This window comes from Rhizobacter sp. J219, assembly GCF_024700055.1.
Taxonomy (GTDB): Bacteria; Pseudomonadota; Gammaproteobacteria; order Burkholderiales; family Burkholderiaceae_C; genus Rhizobacter.
The window spans coordinates 2,051,418-2,069,588 of record NZ_JAJOND010000001.1 but is presented as its reverse complement, the minus strand read 5'-3'; the positions used below and the strand labels follow the sequence as shown (position 1 = coordinate 2,069,588).

The following is an 18,171-nucleotide window of genomic DNA, read 5'->3' as shown; positions in this document are numbered from 1 at the left end:
GGGAGGCCTGATCCGAATGGCGTTCTGGAAACGAAAACGCAAGGAGCCGACGGGCCAGGAGATGGCCTACGTGGCCGACGTGCGCGCTGCGATGGTGGTCGACGCCATGCCTGGCACCACGCTCACGCTCTACCTGATGGCGGTCGTGGTGATCGCAGCCATCGCGTGGGCCGCCTTGTCGAAGGTCGACGAGATCACACGGGCCGACGGCCGCGTGGTGCCTGAAGGCCGCGAGCAGGTCATCGCCAGCCTCGAGGGCGGCATCCTGCGCGAGCTGCACGTGCGCGAAGGCGCGCAGGTCTTCGAGGGCCAGGAGCTGGCGCAGCTCGACCCGACCCGTTTCGAGTCGCAGCAGAACGAAGGCGAGGCCAAGCGCCTCGCGCTCTTGGGCACGATCGCGCGGCTCACGGCCGAGGCCACCGGTCGCGCGCTCAAGTTCCCCGACGAAGTGAAGGCGGTGGCCTCGATCGTCGATGGCGAGACCGATGCCTTCAACGCCCGCAAGCTCGCCCTCGACGAAGCGCTCAACACCAACTCGCGCAACGTGCACCTGCTGATGAAGGAGCTGGGGGTGTCGGAGTCGATGGCCGCCAAGGGCCTGATGAGCGAGGTGGAGGTCATGCGCCTGCGCCGCCAGGTCAACGACCTGCAGCTCATGGCCCGCGAACGCGTCAACAAATTCCGGCAAGACGCCAGCACGGACCTCGTGCGCGCGCAGACCGAACTCTCGCTGCTCGATGAGCAGCTCGCCGGCCGCGCCGACGTGCTGCGCCGCACCGTGCTCACCTCGCCGGTGCGCGGCCTGGTGAAGAACATCCGCATCAACACCATCGGCGGCGTGGTGGGGCCGGGCGCGCCCATCATGGAGATCGTGCCCATCGGCTCGCGCGTGCTGGTCGAGGCGCGGCTCAAGCCGAGCGACGTGGGTTTCGTGCGCGTGGGCCAGAAGGCCGAGGTCAAGCTCGCCGCCTACGACTACAACACCTACGGCGGCCTGCACGGCAAGATCGAATACATCAGCCCCGACGCGCTCGGCGAGGCCGAGAAGGGCACGCCCGACTCGACGTACTACCGCGTGATGATGCGCAGCGACCGCTCCACGCTGAAAGACAAGACCGGCAAGCCGCTGCCCATCCTGCCGGGCATGACGGCGCAGGTGGAGGTGCGCACCGGCGAGCGCTCGGTGCTGAGCTTCATCCTGCGGCCGATGCTGAAGTCGAAGGAAGCGTTCCGCGAACGCTGATGTCGGCCCCTCGGTCGGCGGGTTCGCCGACCGATCCCCCGTGGGGATGCGGGCCGGCTTGGGAGCGGCCCGGCGCCCGGCCCGCAGCGTTCTGCGCGCACGTTGAATTGGCGCCCATTTCCCCCTGCTTTCCGGCCATCGAGCCAGCTCCTTCCGCGGTGTACTGAAGGGAGTGCTGTCCCTGAAGTACGCAGCCCCGTGGAGCCCGTCTTGATCAAACCCACCGTCCAACACCTCCTGCCGGCGTTCGCCGCCGTGCTGGCCCTGCTCGCCGTCATGCCGGCCGATGCCAACTGCATCGACGAAGATTCCGTCGAGACGCGCGGCGACACGACGCCCGCTCCGCGCGGCGATGCCGCCAGCGCCCGCGCCAGCCTGCAGTCGATGGTGCAGGAAGCCCTGCGCCGCAGCAACGCCCTCGGCGCCTCGCGCCTGCTGGCCGAAGCCGCGGCCATCGACGTCGACGAAACCCGCGCCACCCGCTGGCCGCAGCTCAGCGTGGGCGGCAGCCTGGTCACCACCCGCACCGAAGTCGGCGGCATCGAAGAAAGCCGCGGCAAGCAAGGCCGCGCGACCGTCACGCTGAGCATGCCGATCTTTGACGGCGGCCGCATCTCCGACCTCACCGACTGGCGCAAGAACCTCGCCGAAGCCGCCCGCCTGGGCCAGGTCAATGCGCAGGAGCAGGTGGCGCTGCAGACCGTCTCGCTTGCCATCGAGCGCGCCCGCTACCACCAGCAGGCCCAGGTCTACCAGCAGTACGCACGCAAGATGAGCTGCCTGGTCGAAGCCCTGCAGACCATCGTGCGGGCCGACCGTGGCCGCACCAGCGAGCTGGTGCAGGCGCAGAAGAATCAGAAGCAGGCTGAAGTCTCGTACGCGCAGACCATGTCGACCGTGCGCCAGGTCGAGACGCGCCTGCGCCGCTTCGTCGGCGAGCAACTGCCCGCCACCACCAGCGTGCCCACGCTGCTCTTGAGCGTGCCCAGCCTGCCCGACGTGCTGGCCCAGGCCGAGAGCGCGCCCGACATCGCCCAGCTCGCCGCCCAGGCCGAGGCCTCGAAGGCCTTTGCCGAATCGGTGAAGGCCCAGCGCTGGCCGCAGGTCAGCGCGGTCGTCAGCAGCTCCGAGGTGCGCGGCGTGGGCAATTCCGGCCAGTGGTCGGCCGGCATCAACGTCAACCTGCCCATCTTCAACGCGCCGGTCGGCCATGCGATCGACTCTTCGCAAAAGCGTGCAGAGGCCGCCCGCCTGCAGCGCGCCGATGCGCTCGACAGCAAGCGTTTCCGCATGACCGAGGTGCACGACCAGGCGCTGTCGGCCTTCGACCGCGCGCGCCGCGTCGTCGACGTGCTGCGCGACAGCGACCGCGTGCGCAACTTCACGCTGCAGCAGTGGCAGCAGCTCGGCCGCCGTTCGCTGTTCGACGTGATGGCCTCCGAAGGCGACCACTACAACCTGCGCGTGGCCTACGTCAACGCCCTCTACGACGGCCAGCAGTCCAACGTGCTGCTGTGGTCGCTGGGGCAGGGCGTGCTGGCGCAGCTGAACTGATCTGTCTCTCTCGAACTGCAAGACCCGCACAAGGACGCCACATGGGCCTGATGACCGACACCGAGCGCGAATCGCTGATCGACGCCGCCATGCGCGCGCAGCGCGAGCGCTACAGCGTCGTCGATCCGAGCGCGACCGTCGGCCGCGGCACCACGCTTGGCCCGCATGCCTTCGTCGACGCGCACGCCGTGATCGGCGACGACTGCGTGGTCGAAAGCGGTGCCCACATCTGCCGCGGCACGGTGATCGAACACCAGGTGCACATCGGCGCCCACGCGGCCTTTGCCGGCGCCCCCGGCGGCGGCCAGCCGCCCGCGGTGGTGAAAGCTGGCGCGTGGATCGGTGCCAACGCGAGCATCCTCGCCGGTGTGGTGATCGGCGCCAAGGCCATCGTGCGCCCCGGCGCGGTGGTGGCCCGCTCGGTGCCGCCGGGCGCCATCGTCGAGGGCAACCCGGCCAACATCATCGGCTACGTTGACGCGGCCCCCGGCCCCGGCACGGCGCCGCAGCATGGCGGCCCGCGTGGCGGCGCGAGGGTCGAAGAAACTGCGGTGAAGGGCGTCACCGTCCACCACTTCCCGGTGATCCCCGACCTGCGCGGCAGCCTCACGGTGGGCGAGTTCGACCGCCAGGTGCCGTTCACGCCCAAGCGCTATTTCATGGTGTTCGGCGTGCCCAGCCGCGAGATCCGCGGCGAGCATGCCCACCACCAGTGCCACCAGTTCCTCATCTGCGTGCGCGGCAGCTGCGCGGTGATGGCCGACGACGGCGAGCACAAGGTCGAGGTGCTGCTCGACTCGCCTGACCGCGGCATCTACCTGCCGCCCATGACCTGGGGCGTGCAGTACAAGTACTCGGCCGACGCGATGCTGCTGGTGTTTGCGTCGGACTACTACGACAACGCCGACTACATCCGCGACTACGCCGATTTCATCCGCATCAGCGGCCAGGTCCAGGCTCGATGAAGTGAGGGGGATTTCCCCTCGCTTTCCGCGCATCAGCCCTCACTCACCTGCGGTGTACTGGGGGGCATGAGCAGCCCCTCGTCTCCCTCCGCCGAGCCCTTCGTCCACCGCTTGGCCGACTGCCAGTGCACGGCCATCGGTGCCGGCTCCAAGGTGTGGCAGTTCACGGTCGTGCTGGCGGGCGCGCGCATCGGCGCCAACTGCAACATCAACAGCCACTGCTTCATCGAGAACGACGTCGTGATCGGCGACAACGTGACCGTGAAGTGCGGCAACTACCTCTGGGACGGGCTCACGCTCGAAGACGGCGTCTTCATCGGGCCCAACGTCACCTTCTCCAACGACCGCTACCCGCGCTCCAAGCAGTACCCCGAAAGCTTCGCCCGCACGGTGGTGAAGAAGGGCGCCTCCATCGGCGCTGGTGCGGTGATCCTGCCCGGCCTCGTGATCGGCGAGGGCGCGATGGTCGGCGCTGGTGCGGTGGTCGCCAAAGACGTGCCGCCGCATTCAGTGGTGCGCGGCGACTACGCCCGCAACGTCTATCTCACCCAGAACACCTGAGCCCCGAGCCACGCCATGACCCACCCGAGCGTTCCCTTCCTCGACCTCAAGGCCATCCAGATGACGCAGCGCGACGAGCTGCGCGCCGCCTTCGACCGCGTGCTCGATTCGGGCTGGTACATCCTCGGCCAGGAGGTGGCGAAGTTCGAAGCCGAATACGCCGCCTGGTGCGGCGCCGCCCACTGCGTGGGCGTGGCCAACGGGCTCGACGCGCTGACGCTCGCGCTGCGCGCGATGGACGTGAACCCGGGCGACGAGGTCATCGTGCCGTCCAACACCTACATCGCCACCTGGCTGGCCGTGAGCCACATCGGCGCGGTGCCGGTGCCGGTGGAGCCCGACGCGGCCACGTTCAATCTCGACCCCGCTCGCATCGAAGCCGCGATCACCCCGCGTACCAAGGTCATCCTGCCGGTGCACCTGTACGGCCAGGCGGCCGAGATGGCACCCATCCTCGCCATCGCCCGCCAACACGGCCTGCGTGTGCTCGAAGACGGCGCCCAGGCGCACGGCGCCAAGGTCCAGGGCGAGCGTGTCGGCGCGCATGGCGATGCCGTGGCGTGGAGCTTCTACCCCGGCAAGAACCTCGGCGCACTGGGCGACGGCGGTGCCGTCACCACCAGCGACCCGCAGATCGCCGAACGCCTGCGCGTGTTGCGCAACTACGGCTCGCGTGTGAAGTACCACAACGAAGTCATCGGCTACAACTCGCGCCTCGACGAGCTGCAGGCCGCGCTGCTGCGTGCCAAGCTGCCGGCGCTGCAAGGCCAGAACGAGCGCCGCGCCGCCATCGCGCAGCGCTACCTGCAAGGCCTCGCGAATTCGGGTTTGACGCTGCCGGTCGTGCCCCAGGGCCACGAGCCGGTGTGGCACCTCTTCGTCGTGCGCCACCCGCAGCGCGACGCGCTCGCACAAGGCCTCGCCGCGCTGGGCGTGCACACGATGATCCATTACCCCGTCGCGCCGCACCTGCAGCCGGCCTATGCCTCGCTCGGCCTGAAAGCCGGCAGCCTGCCGATTTCCGAAGCCATGCACGCCGAAGTGCTGAGCCTGCCGATGGGCCCGACGCAGACCGATGCCCAGACCGACCAGGTGATCGCCGCCGTGCGCGAGGTCACCGCGCGCCTGCACAAGCTGGCCGCCTGAGCGCACCCCATGCAGATCACGACGCTCATTCCGGCCTACAAGGCGCAGTACCTGCCCGAGCTGCTGCAGTGCCTGCGCACGCAGACGCACAAGGCCGGCAAGATCATCTTCTCGGACGACAGCCCGGGCGGTGCCTACCGCGCCGCGCTGTTCTCCGACGCGCTAGCGCCGTTGCGCGCCGGGCTCGACATCGAGTGCGTGGAAGGCCCGCGCAAAGGCGGCGGTTACGCCAACATGCTCAACCTGCTGCAGGTGTGGGGCGAGCGCAGCGAACTCTTCCACCTGCTGCTCGACGACGACGTCATCTACCCCGAGTTCTACGAGCGCCACCTGGTCGCCCACCTGTCGAGCCGCTTCAGCTGCTCGATCAGCCGCCGCTGGTCGGCCGACGAACAGGGTCGCCCGCTCAAGAGCGACCTGCCGCTGCCGGCCGCCGTGGCGCGCCACCCGAACCGCCTGCTCGGCCTCGACGACAGCGTGATCTTCAGCACCACCGCCATCGAGGGCAAGAACTGGCTGGGCGAGTTCTCCAACGCCGTCTTCCACAAGAGCACCACCGCGGCGCTGATGAAGCCCGCGTTCGGCTCGGTCTCGTACGCGGGCCTGTGGGACCTGGGCGCCTTCATGGCCGCAAGCCTCGTGGCCCCGGTGGGCTACGTGCACGAGCACCTCGGCTTCTTCCGCACCGGCCCGGCCGGCAATTCTTCGAAGTTCTTCGGGCCCTACATGAAGGGCGCCTACCTCGGCTACGCCGCGCTCGTGATGGGCGGCGTGGAGATCGGCAAATACACGAAGGAGCAGGCGCGCCCGTCGTATGCCGCGCTCGCGCAGATGCTCGGCCAGTGGTATCGCTCTCAGGCCGACATGCTGCCCTTCATCGAGCTGCTGCCGCGCATGGCCGCGGGCGACGAGCTGGCCGAGGCCTCGTTCCACGAGGTGTGGCACGCCTTCCTGCGCACGCACGATTTCTGACATGAAGAAATACTTCGAGCGCCTCACCGCCAAGGTCCTCGGGTCCCACCCGCCCGATCTGGAATCGATGGTGCGTGGCCTCCTGATCCAGTACTTCTTCCACACCTCCGACCGTGGCCGCATCGAGGTCGTGGGCGAAGGCCGGCGCAGCATCAACCTGCTCACGCCCACGCAGTTCAAAGGGGCCGGGCGCATCGTGCTCGCGACCACCACCGTCTTCGGCGTGCCGCGTTCGCCGGGCGCCTACGGCTGCAGCTACATCGAGTCGCGCACGCCGGGGTCTTTGATCCAGATCGGCGCCGGCACGGTCTTCAACAACCGCGCCTTCATCCTCTCCGAAGGCGCGAGCGTGAGCTTCGGCGAGCGGGTGCTGGTCGGCCCCGAGCTGCACGTGGCCGACAGCAACTCGCACCAGCTCGAACTCGGCCAGCGCACCCAGCCCGATGCGAAACCGCTTCCGGTGGTGATCGGCGACGACGTCTTCATCGGCTCTCGCGTCACCATCCTCAAAGGCGCGCGCATCGGCCGCGGCTGCGTGATCTCGGCCGGCACCGTGGTGACGCCCAATTTCGAGGCGCCCGAGATGAGCATCGTCGCCGGCAACCCCTGCCGCATCGTGGGCCGCGTGAAAGACGCCGCCGGCTCCAACGCAGACAACAGCCCCAGGAACGAACAGCATGAACCCGCATGACATTCCCGTCGTCGCCGTCTCGTACAACTCGCCCGAGCTGCTGCTGGGCCTGCTGGCTCGTTCCGCCAGTTCTACCCGCGCAACCCGATCCACATCGTCGACGGCTCCGAGGCGGGGCCGCTCGCGAAGATCCGCGAGGTGGCGGCCGGCTTCGAGGGCGTGCAGCTGCATGCGATGGAATACAACATCCACCACGGCCCCGGCATGGCCTGGGCGATCCAGAACCTCGGCCTCACCGGCCCGGTGCTCTTCATGGATACCGACATCGTGGTGCTGCGCGCCGGCTTCATCGAGGAGCTGCTCGCCGCGCTGCGCCCGGGCGACTACGGCGCTGGCGGCGTGGCCTACGTCAACCGCGACGGCTTCGACATCGAATACGCCTACGGCGCCATCGCCTACCTGCACCCGCCCTGCATGCTGTGCAACGTGGAGGTGATGCGCGAGTACCCGATGCCGATCAAGCACGGCGCGCCGATGGTGGCGCCGATGCGCGCGCTGCACGATGCCGGCAAGTCCGACCTGCTGCGCAACCTGCCGTGGTGCGCCAACGATGTGCTGATGGGCACGAAGAAGGTCTTCATCGACCACATCGGTCAGGGCACCAGCACCCGCACCGGTGGCTACCACCTCGAAGAGTGGATGGCCGAGATGGCCGAGAAGCGCAAGCGCGAAGCCGCCGAGATGGCCGCGCGGGCCGGCTCCTACAACCCCGACCTGCTCAACCTCATGCCCGCCGGCCGCAAGGTGCTCGAAGTGGGCTGCAGCACCGGTGCGCTCGCGCAGGCCTACCAGCAGAAGAACGGCCAGGCCGACTACTGGGGCATCGAGTTCGACCCCAAGGCCGCCGAGATCGCCAAGCGCCATTGCCAGCAGGTGACCGCGCTCGACGTCGAAGGCATGAGCGACAAGGAGCTGGCCGAACTCTCGACCCGCAACTGCTGGGTCTTCGGCGACGTGCTGGAGCACCTGCGTGACCCGTGGCGCCTGCTCGCACGCATCCGCAAGGTGCTGCCGCCCGACGGCTGCGTGGTGGCGAGCATCCCCAACGCGCAGCACTGGAGCGTGCAGGCGAAGCTTGCGATCGGCGACTTCCGCTACACCGACGGCGGCCTGATGGACCGCACGCACCTGCGCTGGTTCACCCGCGTGACGATGCTCGAGATGTTCCAGAACGCGGGCTTCCGCATCGAGGCGGGCGGCCCGCGCATCTTCAACGAGCCGGCGCGCGACCGCGCGCTGCCCGCGATCCGCATGATGGCCGAGGCGCTGGGCATCGACCCGCAGCAGGCGGTGAACGACGCGCTGCCGCTGCAGTACGTGGTGCGGGCGGTGCCGGCCTGAGGGCTTGTCGGCCGCTCAAACAAGAAGCGGGCCCGTGAGGCCCGCTTTCCTTTGTCTGCCGTGTGCCGAGGCTTACTCGGCCAGCTTCCACTCTTCCCACACGAAGTAATAGCACCACGACTGCCGGTGCGTGGCCTGCAGCTTCTCCACGATGCTGGCACGCAGCGAGATCGCGTTGGGCACGAAGTCGTGGAACTGCACCTGCAGGCGGCGCACCTTCTGGATGTCGCCGGTTGCGATCAGGTGCTCCAGCAGCTCGTATTCGCCGCCTTCGATGTTGATCTTCAGGAGATCGATGCGCTCGATGCCGTGGTCGCGCAGGAACTTGGCCGCTTCGACCAGGCGCACGCTTTCGCTGACGGTCGCCTTCATGAAAGCGCCGGTGCCGTCGGCCGAGTGGCCCATCTCCAGCGTGGCGTCTTGCGCGCCCAGGCCGAACTGGCAGGGCTTCACCTTCGGCTGCGCCGCAAAGCGCGCGCAGATGTTGTCGTGGTAGCCCTTGATCGGTTCGAAGACGTAGACCTTGGAGCCATAGCGCTGGTGGATCTCGGCCGTCCAGTCGCCCTTGTAGCCGCCGAGGTCGAGCACGGTGCTGTCGGCGTTGAGACTTCGGGGAAGTCGAGCCGCAGGGTCTGGTCGCCACGTTGCGCGAACCAGGCGCGGATGGCGTCGTCGAAGCGTTGCTTTTGCAGCTTCTGCGCGTTGGCGGTCAGCTCGGTTGCATCCAACTTGAAAGGCTGCACGGCGCCGTGCACCTGCACCCAGCGTGGGGGGCAGGGCGAGGGCGTGGCGTCGATCGTCGTCCACTCCTTCGGGCAGATGACCGTGCCGCCGCGGTGCTCGCCGAAGCGCGCTGCCCACCAGGAGTAGCTCGAATTGGCGATCACGAAGTGCCGGCAGAGCGACATCAGGTGCAGGTCGGCGAGGTCGCTGCCGCTGGCCACAGGGGTGTAGGCGTGGCCGGCGCTCAGCAGCAGGTGGCGCGCGTAGTTGGGCTCGTCGCTGAAGACGAAGAGTTCGGCGTCGGGGTGGTTGAGCTTGAGGTTCTCAATGGCGGCGAGGTAGTAGCTGTCCTTGCAGACGCCCATGTGGCCGTAGTCGCGGCGGCGCAGGTGCAGGGCCACCGCGTTGCGGCTCGCCTGGATCTTCTGCGCCATGCCGGCCGGCACGAGGCTCGCGGCCCGGCGGGCAAGTTGCTCGCGGGTCTCGTCCACGACGGCGGGGTCGAGCAGGCTGTCGCGCTGCCAGTAACCCGTGAGCACCAGGGCGCGCACGCCGTCGGGCATGCGCGGCAGTTGTTCCAGCGACTGGATCTGGCCTTCCTTCAGCACGAAGCAGCCCTCTCCCGCGTGCTGGGCGACGGTGCCGGTGCGGCCGTCGCCGGGCAGGCTCCACACCCAGGCTTCGCGGCCGTAGGGGTCGTGGTCGAAGGCGCTCAGGTCGGTCACCACCTCGGCCCCCACGCGCCGCGCCAGGCTGCGCGCGAAGACATGCTGGAAAAGCTGGTTGCCGATGCCGCCCTTGGCGCAGTTGACGATCACCTGGCGCTGGGTCGTGGCAGGGGCGGGCTGGGCGGTGGCGAGGGTGGGCATGCGGGTTCTTCTTTCGGTGTCAGCGCAGGTGGCGCATCAGGCTGCCGGTGACGATGCGGGCGTATTCGTCGCTGTGCGGCACGGCACGCGCCAGGCGCGTCATCGCCGGGCCGCATTGCTGCAGCACGGTGAGCGCGATGTCGCGCGAGCGGAACTGCGTCTGCAGCGCGATGAACTGCGGCAGCAGGCCGGGGTTCTCGCCCTGCAGCATGGCGGCCATGTAGCGCGCCTTGATGGCGATGTCGCGCTCGTACTGCAGCTGTGCCTTCTGCGAGCTCACCTGGCCCGCGTGCTTGCGGTAGTGCGTGAGCACCTCGGGGAGGTTGGCGAACTGCGCGCCGAGCAGGCTGGCGCGGCACCAGAGTTCGTAGTCTTCGGCGAAGTCGAAGCGCGGGTCGTAGAAGCCGAAGCGCTCGAAGGTGCTGCGCCGGCACAGCACCGAGGGGTGCGAGATCGCGCAGCGCTGCAGGAGCGCGGTGCGGATCTCGGCGCTTTCGGTCGGGTGCGCGAGCACGTGGCGGTCGACACGTTGGCCATCTTCCACGCTGAAGATCTGCATGTGGCTGCCGCACACGTCGACACCGGGCCGGCTGCGCAGGAAGCTCAGCTGGCGTTCCAGGCGCTGCGGGGCGGCCAGGTCGTCGGCGTCGAGCCGGGCCACGAACTCGGAATCGCCGGCACGCAGGCCGTCGTTGATGGATTCGGCCACACCCTTGGACGCCTCGTGCGTCACGACCCGCAGCGACAGGCGCTCGGCGAAGGCCGCGGCGACGGCGGCGGTGCCGTCGGTCGAGCCGTCGTTGACGAGCACGACCTCGAAGTCGCGGAAGCTTTGCGCGCACAGGCTTTCCAGCGTCTCGGGCAACGTGGCTTCGGCGTTCTTGGCGGGGATGACGACAGAGACGAAAGGCATGGGCGCGGGCGGTTCAGAACCAGGCGACGGGCAGGGCGAGCCCGACGGATTGCATCAGCTGCTGGCGCTGCGCCTGCAGCTCGGGCGTGGGAGCGCGCCAGCGGCGGTAGGTGTGCAGGAAGTCGACCACCACGGTGGTGTCGTTGGCCGCGGTGGTGGTGCCGCGGCGCGTGCCGGGGTTGACGTAGTCCTTGTGCACGATGGCGCCGCCGCCTTCGTAATGCACCGGCATCGCCTTCTGGCAGACCGACAGCAGGAAGTCCCAGTCCTCCTGCGATTCGAGGTGCGGGTCGACCGTGGAGCCTTCGAGCACCAGGCGGTGGAAGAGGAGCGCGTTGTTGGGGATGAAGTTCTTGACGTGCAACGACTCGACCGGGTGACCGCCCAGGTTCACGCGCGAGCGCGAGAGGGCGGTGTGCAGGTCCTTCGAGCGGTCTTCGGTGAGCACGTCGAAGTCGGAAAACAGCACCTTGGCCGCGGGCTCGCCGGCCGCGGTGATGCGCTCGTGCGCACGTTGCAGGTGATGGGGGGCGAAGGTGTCGTCGTCGTCGAGGAAGAGCACCCACTCGCCGCGGGCGAGCGACATTCCCACGTTGCGGCTCTGCGCCGGGCCGCGGCGGCCGTTGCGCTTGATGAACACGTCGTGCTCGCGCAGCAGCTCGGCGCACACGCTCGCGGTGCCGCCGTCGAGCGCGTCGGCCACCACGATGATCTCGAAATCCTGGAAGGTCTGGGCCCGCAGCGACCGCAGGTTGCGCGCGAGCAGGGCCGAGCGCAGGTGGGTCGCGGTGATGACGCTGAAAAAGGGCGGTGATGACATGGGACAAGGCGCCGCCGGGCGCGTCTCGCAGGCCGAAGATGACGAGCCATGCTATCGAGGGCCGGGTGCGGGAGTGGCGCGAACAGGGCGGGAAAAGCGCGGGTTCTCCGCCGTATGGCGCCGGGTAGCATCGGCCGCGCATTCAGATGGAGCCTGCTGCCTTGAGTTCATGGATGGACGACACCCGCCTCATCGGCCTGATGGTCGCGCTCGGCGGCGGCCTGCTGATCGGCCTGGAACGCGAGCGCCGCAAGGGCCACGGGCCGGATCGACAAGCCGCGGGCGTGCGAACCTTCACGCTCGCGGCCTCGGGTGGCGCGCTTGCGCAGTGGCTCTCGCCGCCGCTGGTGTGGATCGGCGCGGTGCTGGTGGCGGCGCTGGCGGCCCTGAGCTATTTCAAGAGCCGCACCCGCGACCCGGGCCTCACCACCGAGATTGCGCTTTTCATCACCTACCTGATCGGGGTGAGTGCGGTCAGCGCACCGGCCCTCGGCGCCGCCTGTGCGGTGGCCGTGGCCGCGGTGCTGGCGGCGCGCAGCCCCTTGCATCGCTTTGCCACCCAGGTGCTGAGCGAGCAGGAGCTGCATGACGGCCTGCTGCTGCTCGGATTCGGGCTGGTGGTGATCCCGCTGGTGCCCCCTGAGCCGCTGCCCTGGCTGGGTGGGCTCGGCCTGCGCCCGCTGGCCGGGCTGGTGTGGCTGCTGCTGCTGATGCAGGGCATGGCGCACGTCGCGCTGCGCCTGCTCGGGCCCCGGCTGGGCCTGGCGGCGGCAGGCTTTCTGATGGGCTTTGCCTCCAGCAGCGCCACGGTGGCGGCGATGGGCGCCCGCGCTCGCCGGCAGCCCGCACAGGCCGGCGCGCTGGCGGTAGCGGCGGTGCTGTCGACCGCGGCCACCTGGGCCCTGGTGCCGGTGATCGCCGCGCCGTTCTCGACCGCGGCGGCCGGCGTGCTGCTGCCGGCCGCCGCCGGTGGCGCGCTGGGGGCCTTGGTCGTGGGGGCCGTGCTCGGCCTGGCCGCGCGGCGCGATGCCAGCCCGCTGGAAGATGGCACGCACGACCGCGCCCGCGCGCTGAGCCTGACCGAGGCGCTGGTGCTGGCCGGAGGGCTGATGGTTGTCACGCTCGTGATGACGGCGGCGCAGCAGCGCTTCGGCACGGGCGGCGCGTACACGAGTGCGGCGGTCTCGGGCCTGGCCGATGCGCATGCGGCGGTGGCTCCGCTGTCGGGCTTGTTCGAAGGCCGGCAGCTCACGGCCGGGCAGCTGCTGTTCGCGGTGTGCCTGTCGATCCTCTTCAACAGCGGCACCCGCACGGTGATCGCGCTCGTGGCGGGTGGGTGGCGCTATGCGCTGCGCGTGGTGCTGGCGCTGCTGGTGGGCAATCTGTGCGCCTGGAGCGCCGCCTGGCTGAGCCTGCGCGGGATGGGCTGACGGCCCTGCGCCCACCGGGGGCTTGACTCTGTATCGGCTACAGGGTTTTCAATGGCGGTGTCCGATCATCACGTTCACAGGCCCGCCATGTCCGACCACTGCTGTTCCGCTGCTTCCTGCTCTGCCGAGCCGCCCGCCGACCCGCGCTTTCGCAAGGCGCTGTGGGTGGCACTCGTGCTCAATGCGCTGATGTTCGTGGTCGAGCTGGGGGCGTCGTGGTCGTCGGGGTCGGTGTCGCTGATGGCCGACTCGATCGACTTCTTCGGCGATGCTGCCAACTACGCCATCAGCCTGGCCGTGCTCGGCATGGGCCTGGCGGCGCGTTCGCGTGCGGCGATCTTCAAGGCGGCCTGCATGGGTGCCTTCGGAGTCTTCGTGCTGGGCCGCGCCGCCTGGAGCGCGCACGCCGGCGCGGCACCCGAGCCCGCCACGATGGGCGCGGTGGGCCTGCTGGCGCTGGCGGTGAACACCGGGGTGGCGGTGATGCTCTACCGCTTCCGCGGTGGCGACGCCAACATGCGCTCGGTGTGGATCTGCTCGCGCAACGACGCGATCGGCAACCTCGCGGTGATCGCCGCGGCACTCGGCGTGTTCGGCACCGGCAGCGCCTGGCCCGACCTCGCGGTGGCCGCGATCATGGCCGTGCTGGCCTTGTCGGGCGCGAGCAGCGTGTTGAGGCAGGCGCGTGCCGAGCTGCGGCCGGCCAACCCCTGAAGGGAGACGACGATGAGCCTCTTCGGCATACGGATCCGCCCCCATGTGGAGGCTGAACTCCACAGCGCCCGGCAGGCCGAGTCGCGCGGCGATGCGGCGGCGGCGTTCGCCCACCTGGAGCGGGCGCATGTGCTGGGCCAGGCCTCGACGGTTCAGCATGTGCGGGTCCACGGCCACATGCTCGCCTGGGCGCTGCGCCACCGCCGCCGGCGCGAGACCTGGGGGCAGATGCTGCGCATCGTGGGTGCGGCGACGAAGACGGTGCTCTGGGTGCCGGTGGGCAACACCGGCGGCGCGAACGTGAGCGCGTTCAAGCCCATGCCGATCGCCGACGAGCTGCAGCGGGTGATCACGGCCGCGCGGCGCTGAGCGTCGACCGCGATGCCCAAGCTGCTCTGGGTCGGCCTGCCGCTTCTGGTGGCGGCGGCGCTGCTCGCGGTGCAGGTGCTGCGCGGGCGGGCCCCGTCGCGGCATGCGGTCAACGTGGTGGCGAGCATGCTGCTGCTCGTCTACGTCGCGACCACGGCCGGGCTCGGCATCTACTGGGTCGCCAACCAGCAGCTGCCGGTCTTCGACTGGCACTACCTCTTCGGCTACGGCACGGTGCTGCTGGTGGCGCTGCATCTCGTGTTCAACCTGCCCATCGTGTGGCGCTTCTTCGCGCGTCGCCGAGGGGCACCCGCCGCCGGGGCAAAGGCGTCAGGCTCGCCGGGGGCGCGGCGCAAACTGCTGGCCGCGATCGGGGTGGCCGCGGCCACCGGTGCGGCCTTCGTGCTCGGCCTGCGCGGCGGCCGCAGCGAGCTCGAGATCGGGCTGCCGGGCAGTGCGACGGGCCCGTCGGCCGGCGACTCGGCGCTGGCGCTCATCGAACGTTTCCACGCCGTGTCGTCGCACTCGCGCGCGGGCGTCTTCACGCGGGCGCCGACGGTCGACTGGGGCGACGCGCCACCGCCGTTCAAGCCGGCCGGGGCCAATCCCCTGCGCCTGCCGCCCCCGGGCGTGGCGCGTGCCACGCCCTTCGACCTGGGCGCGCTGGCCGACATCCTCTGGCACACCGTGGGCGTCACCGAGAGCCGCGGCGGCCTTCATCTGCGCGCTTCGCCCTCGTCGGGCGCGCTGTTCTCGACCGAGCTGTATGTCGCGGTGCGCTCCCTGCCGGGCCTGGCCCCCGGCCTGTGGCACTACGACCCTCAGTCGCACGCGCTGTCGCCGCTGCGCGAAGCGGCGGCCGGTGCGCTGGTGGATGCGTCGGCCGACGGCCCGCTGCGTGCCGCGCCGGTGCTGGTCGTGGCCACCGCCGTGTTCCGCCGCACCGGGCGCAAGTACGGTGACCGCAGCTACCGCTACCTGCTGGCCGACCTGGGGCATGCCCTGGAGAACCTGCGCGTGGCGGCTGGCGCGCTCGGCGTGGCCACCCGTTTCGTCGCCGCGTTCGACGAGGCGCGAACGGCACGGGCCTTGGGGGTGGACGAGTCAGAAGAGGGCGTGCTCGCCATGGTGGCGCTCGGCCCCACGACGGCGCGCACGGCGGCGCTCGCGGCTCCGATCGCATCCACATCGCCGCCACGCTGGGCCGCCGCATTGCCGGCCGCCTCGGGCGCGGCGCTCGGCGTGACGGCGGCCGTGCATGCAGCCACCTCGCTGCGTGCGGCCGCCGCGCCATCGGCCATTGCGCTGCCCCCGGCCTCGCCTGCCGAGGCGGACTGGCTCCAGGTGCTCGCCCGGCGGCGCTCGGTGCGCCGATACGCCGCGGCACCGCTGCCGTTGCAGGCGCTGGCCGGCGTGCTCGCGCGCATGGTGGTGCTCGAGGGCCCGCTGCTGTCGAGCGCCGTGCGGGTGAATCTGGTGGTGCACCACGTGGCCGGCCTCGCGCCCGGCGCCTACCGCTACGAGCCGGCGCGCCATGCGCTCGTGCCGCAGCGTGCGCCGGCGGCCTCGCGCAGCGCGTCACGCGCCGCCGCGCTCGACCAGGACGTGATCGGCGATGCCGCAGTGGTGTTCGTGCTTTCGATCGACCGCGCGGCGTTTGCCGCCGACCCGCTCGGGCCGGCGCGCGGCTATCGGCACGCGTTCATCGAGGCGGGCCTGGTCGGCGAGCGGGTCTACCTCGAGGCCGGCGCGCGTGGCCTCGCAGCCTGTGGCGTCGGCGCTTTCTACGACGACGAGGCGTCAGCGCTCGTCGGGCTCGACCCGGCGCAGGAATGGGTGGTGCACTTCGCGGCGCTGGGCGTTAAGCCGTAGACGCCGACGGGGTCATGGACCCTAGGGCGTGCAGCAGCTGCCGGCCTGCGGGCGGTGTGCCGGGTCGGCCGGCGAGGCCAGGTCTTCGAGGATCGTGCAGTCGACCGAAGGCCCGCCCGCGCAGGCTGCGTCGCAGCTGCCGACGAAGGCGGCGAGGCTGGCTTCGAGCGCCTTCAGCTCGTCGAGCTTGCGACGCACCTGCGCGAGGTGCGTCGCCGCGACCTCGCGCACCTCGTTGCAGGGTCGATCGGGCGCGTCGACCAGGCCCACCAGCTCCCGCACCTGCTCGATGGAAAAACCGAAGTCGCGGCAACGGCGGATGAAGCCGAGTCGGCGCACGGTGTGCGCGTCGTAATGGCGCTGGCCGGCCTCGGTGCGGCCGGCCGGTGGGAGCAGGCCGATCTCTTCGTAGTAGCGGATGCTCGGCACGGTGCAGCCGGTCTGGCGGGCGACGAGGCCGATGGAGAGTCTGGCGTTCATGCCGCCATCCTAGGCCACCGGGTTCAGCCACCGGGGACACGGCAGGCCCCGCTGCAGCCCGAGGTCGGCTCGGCCTGCCGGCGGGCACGCCGCCGCCACCAGAGCAGGCCGCCGCCCACGGCCGCCAGCGCCAGCAAGGCGCCGCCCAGCGGGGCGAGTTCGTCAGCGCAGGCGAGCAGCGCCGATCCGGTGGCGGCCAGGGTGGCCGAGCCCGCCGTGAGCACGGCGGCGCCGCCGAGCAGCGGCACGGCGCAGCAGGCGGCACAGGCGGCGCCCAGTCCCACGGCGGCTTTCCAGGTTTTCATCTCGGATCTCCGAAGCTTGGGCACGACGCCCAGTTCGGCACGGTAGGACCTCAAGCCACTTGAGGGTCAAGCCCCCATCACTTCAGCCCCACCCACCAGCGGCGGTTGCTGCGCGGCTGCCCGACCGTCAGCACCTCGCCGATCTCGGGCGTGGCGAGCTCGATGCCCTTGGCCGCCGACAGGTCGGCCAGGCGGTTGAGCGGGTCTTGCCAGGGGTGGAAGGCGAGGTCGAAGGTGCTGTTGTGCACCGAGTACAGCACCTTGCCGCGCAGGTCGGCGAAGGCTTGCACCGTCTCTTCGGGGGTCATGTGCACCGCGGGCCAGTAGGCGTCGTAGGCGCCGTTTTCCATCAGGGCGAGGTCGAAGCCGCCGAAGCGTTCGCCGATCTGCTTGAAGCCGCCGAAGTAGCCGGAGTCGCCGCTGTAGAAGATGCGCTGCTCGCCGATCTGGAGCGCCCACGAGGCCCACAGCGTGCGGTTGCGGTCGGTGAGGCTGCGGCCCGAGAAGTGCTGCGAGGGCGTGGCGGTGAGCTGCACGCCGGCGTGCGTGGCGCCCTGCCACCAGTCGAACTCCTGCACCCGCTCGGCCGGCACGCCCATCTCGATGAGCCGCGCCTTCACGCCCAGCGGCACGAAGTAGCGCTGCACACGCTGCGCCAGGTACTCGATGGTCGGCACGTCGAGGTGGTCGTAGTGGTCGTGCGAGAGGATCAGGCCCTCGATCGGCGGCAGCTGCTGCAGCGCAAGCGGCGGCGCATGGAAGCGCTTCGGGCCGGCGAAGCTGAACGGCGAGACCCGCTCGCCGAACACCGGGTCGATGAGCCAGAACCTGCCGCGCAGCTTGAGCAGGTGCGACGAGTGGCCGAGCCGCACCACGTGGTTGGCCTGCGGGTCGAGCGCTTCGAGCTGCGCGGTGGTGAGCGGGCGCACCGGGATCGCATCGACCGGCACGGTGCCGCTCTTGCTCGCGAAGACGAAGCGCGACCAGATCGTCCAGGTGCCGGCGCCGGGCGGGGTGTCGGGGTTGGGTGGGTTGGCGAACAGGCAGCCCTTGAATTGCGGCGAGCCGGCGTAGGGGGAGTCGCAATCGCCGCTGCTGGTGCAGCCCGCAAGGGTGAGGCCGAGGGCGAGGCAGAGGGCCACGAAGCCCGGGCGCAGAAGGGTTCTCATGCGCCCGAGTGTGCGTGAAAGGTTTTAAGGCCGG

General features: G+C 70.2%; 18 protein-coding genes and 1 pseudogene. 12 read left to right on the top strand and 7 right to left on the bottom strand.

Going from position 1 to position 18,171, the window contains the following annotated elements; translation table 11 throughout:
- Window positions 1-16: 16 nt before the first annotated feature.
- The 8 genes from LRS03_RS09315 to LRS03_RS09275 all read left to right on the top strand — a co-directional run bounded on the left by LRS03_RS09315 (window position 17) and on the right by LRS03_RS09275 (window position 8,473).
- Window positions 17-1,243, top strand: coding sequence for an HlyD family type I secretion periplasmic adaptor subunit (locus LRS03_RS09315; RefSeq protein ID WP_257825167.1), 1,227 nt, complete (start codon window positions 17-19; stop codon window positions 1,241-1,243).
- A 210-nt stretch (window positions 1,244-1,453) separates the two neighbouring features.
- Window positions 1,454-2,797 (top strand): TolC family protein, encoded by a 1,344-nt coding sequence (locus LRS03_RS09310; RefSeq protein WP_257825166.1) that lies wholly within the window; start codon window positions 1,454-1,456, stop codon window positions 2,795-2,797.
- Window positions 2,798-2,838: 41 nt separating this feature from the next.
- Window positions 2,839-3,762, top strand: coding sequence for a WxcM-like domain-containing protein (locus tag LRS03_RS09305; RefSeq protein WP_257825165.1), 924 nt, complete (start codon window positions 2,839-2,841; stop codon window positions 3,760-3,762).
- A gap of 66 nt (window positions 3,763-3,828) precedes the next feature.
- The gene (locus tag LRS03_RS26530; protein WP_308296408.1) at window positions 3,829-4,323 is read left to right on the top strand and encodes an acyltransferase; all 495 of its coding nucleotides are present in this window, start codon (window positions 3,829-3,831) and stop codon (window positions 4,321-4,323) included.
- A gap of 15 nt (window positions 4,324-4,338) precedes the next feature.
- A complete protein-coding gene (locus tag LRS03_RS09290; RefSeq protein WP_257825164.1) occupies window positions 4,339-5,469 on the top strand; it encodes a DegT/DnrJ/EryC1/StrS family aminotransferase in 1,131 nt (376 codons plus the stop codon).
- Between the two features lie 9 nt (window positions 5,470-5,478).
- Window positions 5,479-6,441 carry a glycosyltransferase family 2 protein gene (locus tag LRS03_RS09285; protein WP_257825163.1) on the top strand — a complete coding sequence of 321 codons (963 nt, stop codon included), beginning with the start codon at window positions 5,479-5,481 and terminating at the stop codon, window positions 6,439-6,441.
- Window position 6,442: 1 nt separating this feature from the next.
- Window positions 6,443-7,132 carry an acyltransferase gene (locus tag LRS03_RS09280; protein WP_257825162.1) on the top strand — a complete coding sequence of 230 codons (690 nt, stop codon included), beginning with the start codon at window positions 6,443-6,445 and terminating at the stop codon, window positions 7,130-7,132.
- A gap of 138 nt (window positions 7,133-7,270) precedes the next feature.
- Window positions 7,271-8,473 (top strand): class I SAM-dependent methyltransferase, encoded by a 1,203-nt coding sequence (locus LRS03_RS09275; RefSeq protein ID WP_257825161.1) that lies wholly within the window; start codon window positions 7,271-7,273, stop codon window positions 8,471-8,473.
- Between the two features lie 72 nt (window positions 8,474-8,545).
- Here LRS03_RS09275 and LRS03_RS09270 read toward each other — a convergent pair whose 3' ends face one another.
- The 4 genes and pseudogenes from LRS03_RS09270 to LRS03_RS09255 all read right to left on the bottom strand — a co-directional run bounded on the left by LRS03_RS09270 (window position 8,546) and on the right by LRS03_RS09255 (window position 11,798).
- Window positions 8,546-9,019, bottom strand: coding sequence for an FkbM family methyltransferase (locus LRS03_RS09270; RefSeq protein WP_257829467.1), 474 nt, complete (start codon window positions 9,017-9,019; stop codon window positions 8,546-8,548).
- Window positions 8,923-10,065, bottom strand: a complete 1,143-nt coding sequence (locus LRS03_RS09265) for an alpha-1,2-fucosyltransferase (protein ID WP_257825160.1) — start codon at window positions 10,063-10,065, stop codon at window positions 8,923-8,925. The genes LRS03_RS09270 and LRS03_RS09265 overlap by 97 nt, the downstream gene beginning before the upstream one ends.
- A 19-nt stretch (window positions 10,066-10,084) precedes the next feature.
- Window positions 10,085-10,981: pseudogene (locus LRS03_RS09260) on the bottom strand (glycosyltransferase family 2 protein); the annotation flags it as partial.
- Between the two features lie 10 nt (window positions 10,982-10,991).
- On the bottom strand, window positions 10,992-11,798 hold the full coding sequence (locus tag LRS03_RS09255) for a glycosyltransferase family 2 protein (RefSeq protein WP_257825158.1): 807 nt from the start codon (window positions 11,796-11,798) through the stop codon (window positions 10,992-10,994).
- Window positions 11,799-11,971: 173 nt separating this feature from the next.
- Here LRS03_RS09255 and LRS03_RS09250 point away from each other — a divergent pair, with 173 nt between their 5' ends.
- The 4 genes from LRS03_RS09250 (at window position 11,972) to LRS03_RS09235 (ending at window position 16,183) form a co-directional block, all read left to right on the top strand.
- Complete coding sequence (locus LRS03_RS09250) at window positions 11,972-13,228, top strand: DUF4010 domain-containing protein (protein WP_257825157.1); 1,257 nt, start codon at window positions 11,972-11,974, stop codon at window positions 13,226-13,228.
- Window positions 13,229-13,315: 87 nt separating this feature from the next.
- Window positions 13,316-13,942: a cation efflux transmembrane domain-containing protein gene (locus LRS03_RS09245; RefSeq protein WP_257825156.1), complete on the top strand. Its 627-nt coding sequence runs from the start codon at window positions 13,316-13,318 to the stop codon at window positions 13,940-13,942.
- A 12-nt stretch (window positions 13,943-13,954) separates the two neighbouring features.
- Entirely contained in the window at window positions 13,955-14,311 is a 357-nt protein-coding gene (locus LRS03_RS09240) for a DUF3703 domain-containing protein (RefSeq protein ID WP_257825155.1), read from the top strand.
- Window positions 14,312-14,323: 12 nt separating this feature from the next.
- Entirely contained in the window at window positions 14,324-16,183 is a 1,860-nt protein-coding gene (locus LRS03_RS09235) for a SagB/ThcOx family dehydrogenase (protein WP_257825154.1), read from the top strand.
- A 21-nt stretch (window positions 16,184-16,204) separates the two neighbouring features.
- On the opposite strand, the gene LRS03_RS09230 is transcribed toward LRS03_RS09235, so the two are convergent.
- The 3 genes from LRS03_RS09230 to LRS03_RS09220 all read right to left on the bottom strand — a co-directional run bounded on the left by LRS03_RS09230 (window position 16,205) and on the right by LRS03_RS09220 (window position 18,137).
- Window positions 16,205-16,663 carry a MerR family transcriptional regulator gene (locus LRS03_RS09230; RefSeq protein ID WP_257825153.1) on the bottom strand — a complete coding sequence of 153 codons (459 nt, stop codon included), beginning with the start codon at window positions 16,661-16,663 and terminating at the stop codon, window positions 16,205-16,207.
- 23 nt (window positions 16,664-16,686) lie between these two features.
- Window positions 16,687-16,968 (bottom strand): hypothetical protein, encoded by a 282-nt coding sequence (locus LRS03_RS09225; protein WP_257825152.1) that lies wholly within the window; start codon window positions 16,966-16,968, stop codon window positions 16,687-16,689.
- A gap of 77 nt (window positions 16,969-17,045) precedes the next feature.
- The gene (locus LRS03_RS09220; RefSeq protein WP_257825151.1) at window positions 17,046-18,137 is read right to left on the bottom strand and encodes an MBL fold metallo-hydrolase; all 1,092 of its coding nucleotides are present in this window, start codon (window positions 18,135-18,137) and stop codon (window positions 17,046-17,048) included.
- Window positions 18,138-18,171 lie beyond the last annotated feature (34 nt).

Coding starts and splice junctions, on each gene's coding strand:
- LRS03_RS09315 (WP_257825167.1), top strand. CDS start 17: ATGGCGTTCTGGAAACGAAAACGCAAGGAGCCGACGGGCCAGGAGATG.
- LRS03_RS09305 (WP_257825165.1), top strand. CDS start 2,839: ATGGGCCTGATGACCGACACCGAGCGCGAATCGCTGATCGACGCCGCC.
- LRS03_RS26530 (WP_308296408.1), top strand. CDS start 3,829: ATGAGCAGCCCCTCGTCTCCCTCCGCCGAGCCCTTCGTCCACCGCTTG.
- LRS03_RS09290 (WP_257825164.1), top strand. CDS start 4,339: ATGACCCACCCGAGCGTTCCCTTCCTCGACCTCAAGGCCATCCAGATG.
- LRS03_RS09285 (WP_257825163.1), top strand. CDS start 5,479: ATGCAGATCACGACGCTCATTCCGGCCTACAAGGCGCAGTACCTGCCC.
- LRS03_RS09280 (WP_257825162.1), top strand. CDS start 6,443: ATGAAGAAATACTTCGAGCGCCTCACCGCCAAGGTCCTCGGGTCCCAC.
- LRS03_RS09265 (WP_257825160.1), bottom strand. CDS start 10,065: ATGCCCACCCTCGCCACCGCCCAGCCCGCCCCTGCCACGACCCAGCGC.
- LRS03_RS09255 (WP_257825158.1), bottom strand. CDS start 11,798: ATGTCATCACCGCCCTTTTTCAGCGTCATCACCGCGACCCACCTGCGC.
- LRS03_RS09250 (WP_257825157.1), top strand. CDS start 11,972: ATGGACGACACCCGCCTCATCGGCCTGATGGTCGCGCTCGGCGGCGGC.
- LRS03_RS09245 (WP_257825156.1), top strand. CDS start 13,316: ATGTCCGACCACTGCTGTTCCGCTGCTTCCTGCTCTGCCGAGCCGCCC.
- LRS03_RS09240 (WP_257825155.1), top strand. CDS start 13,955: ATGAGCCTCTTCGGCATACGGATCCGCCCCCATGTGGAGGCTGAACTC.
- LRS03_RS09235 (WP_257825154.1), top strand. CDS start 14,324: ATGCCCAAGCTGCTCTGGGTCGGCCTGCCGCTTCTGGTGGCGGCGGCG.
- LRS03_RS09230 (WP_257825153.1), bottom strand. CDS start 16,663: ATGAACGCCAGACTCTCCATCGGCCTCGTCGCCCGCCAGACCGGCTGC.
- LRS03_RS09225 (WP_257825152.1), bottom strand. CDS start 16,968: ATGAAAACCTGGAAAGCCGCCGTGGGACTGGGCGCCGCCTGTGCCGCC.
- LRS03_RS09220 (WP_257825151.1), bottom strand. CDS start 18,137: ATGAGAACCCTTCTGCGCCCGGGCTTCGTGGCCCTCTGCCTCGCCCTC.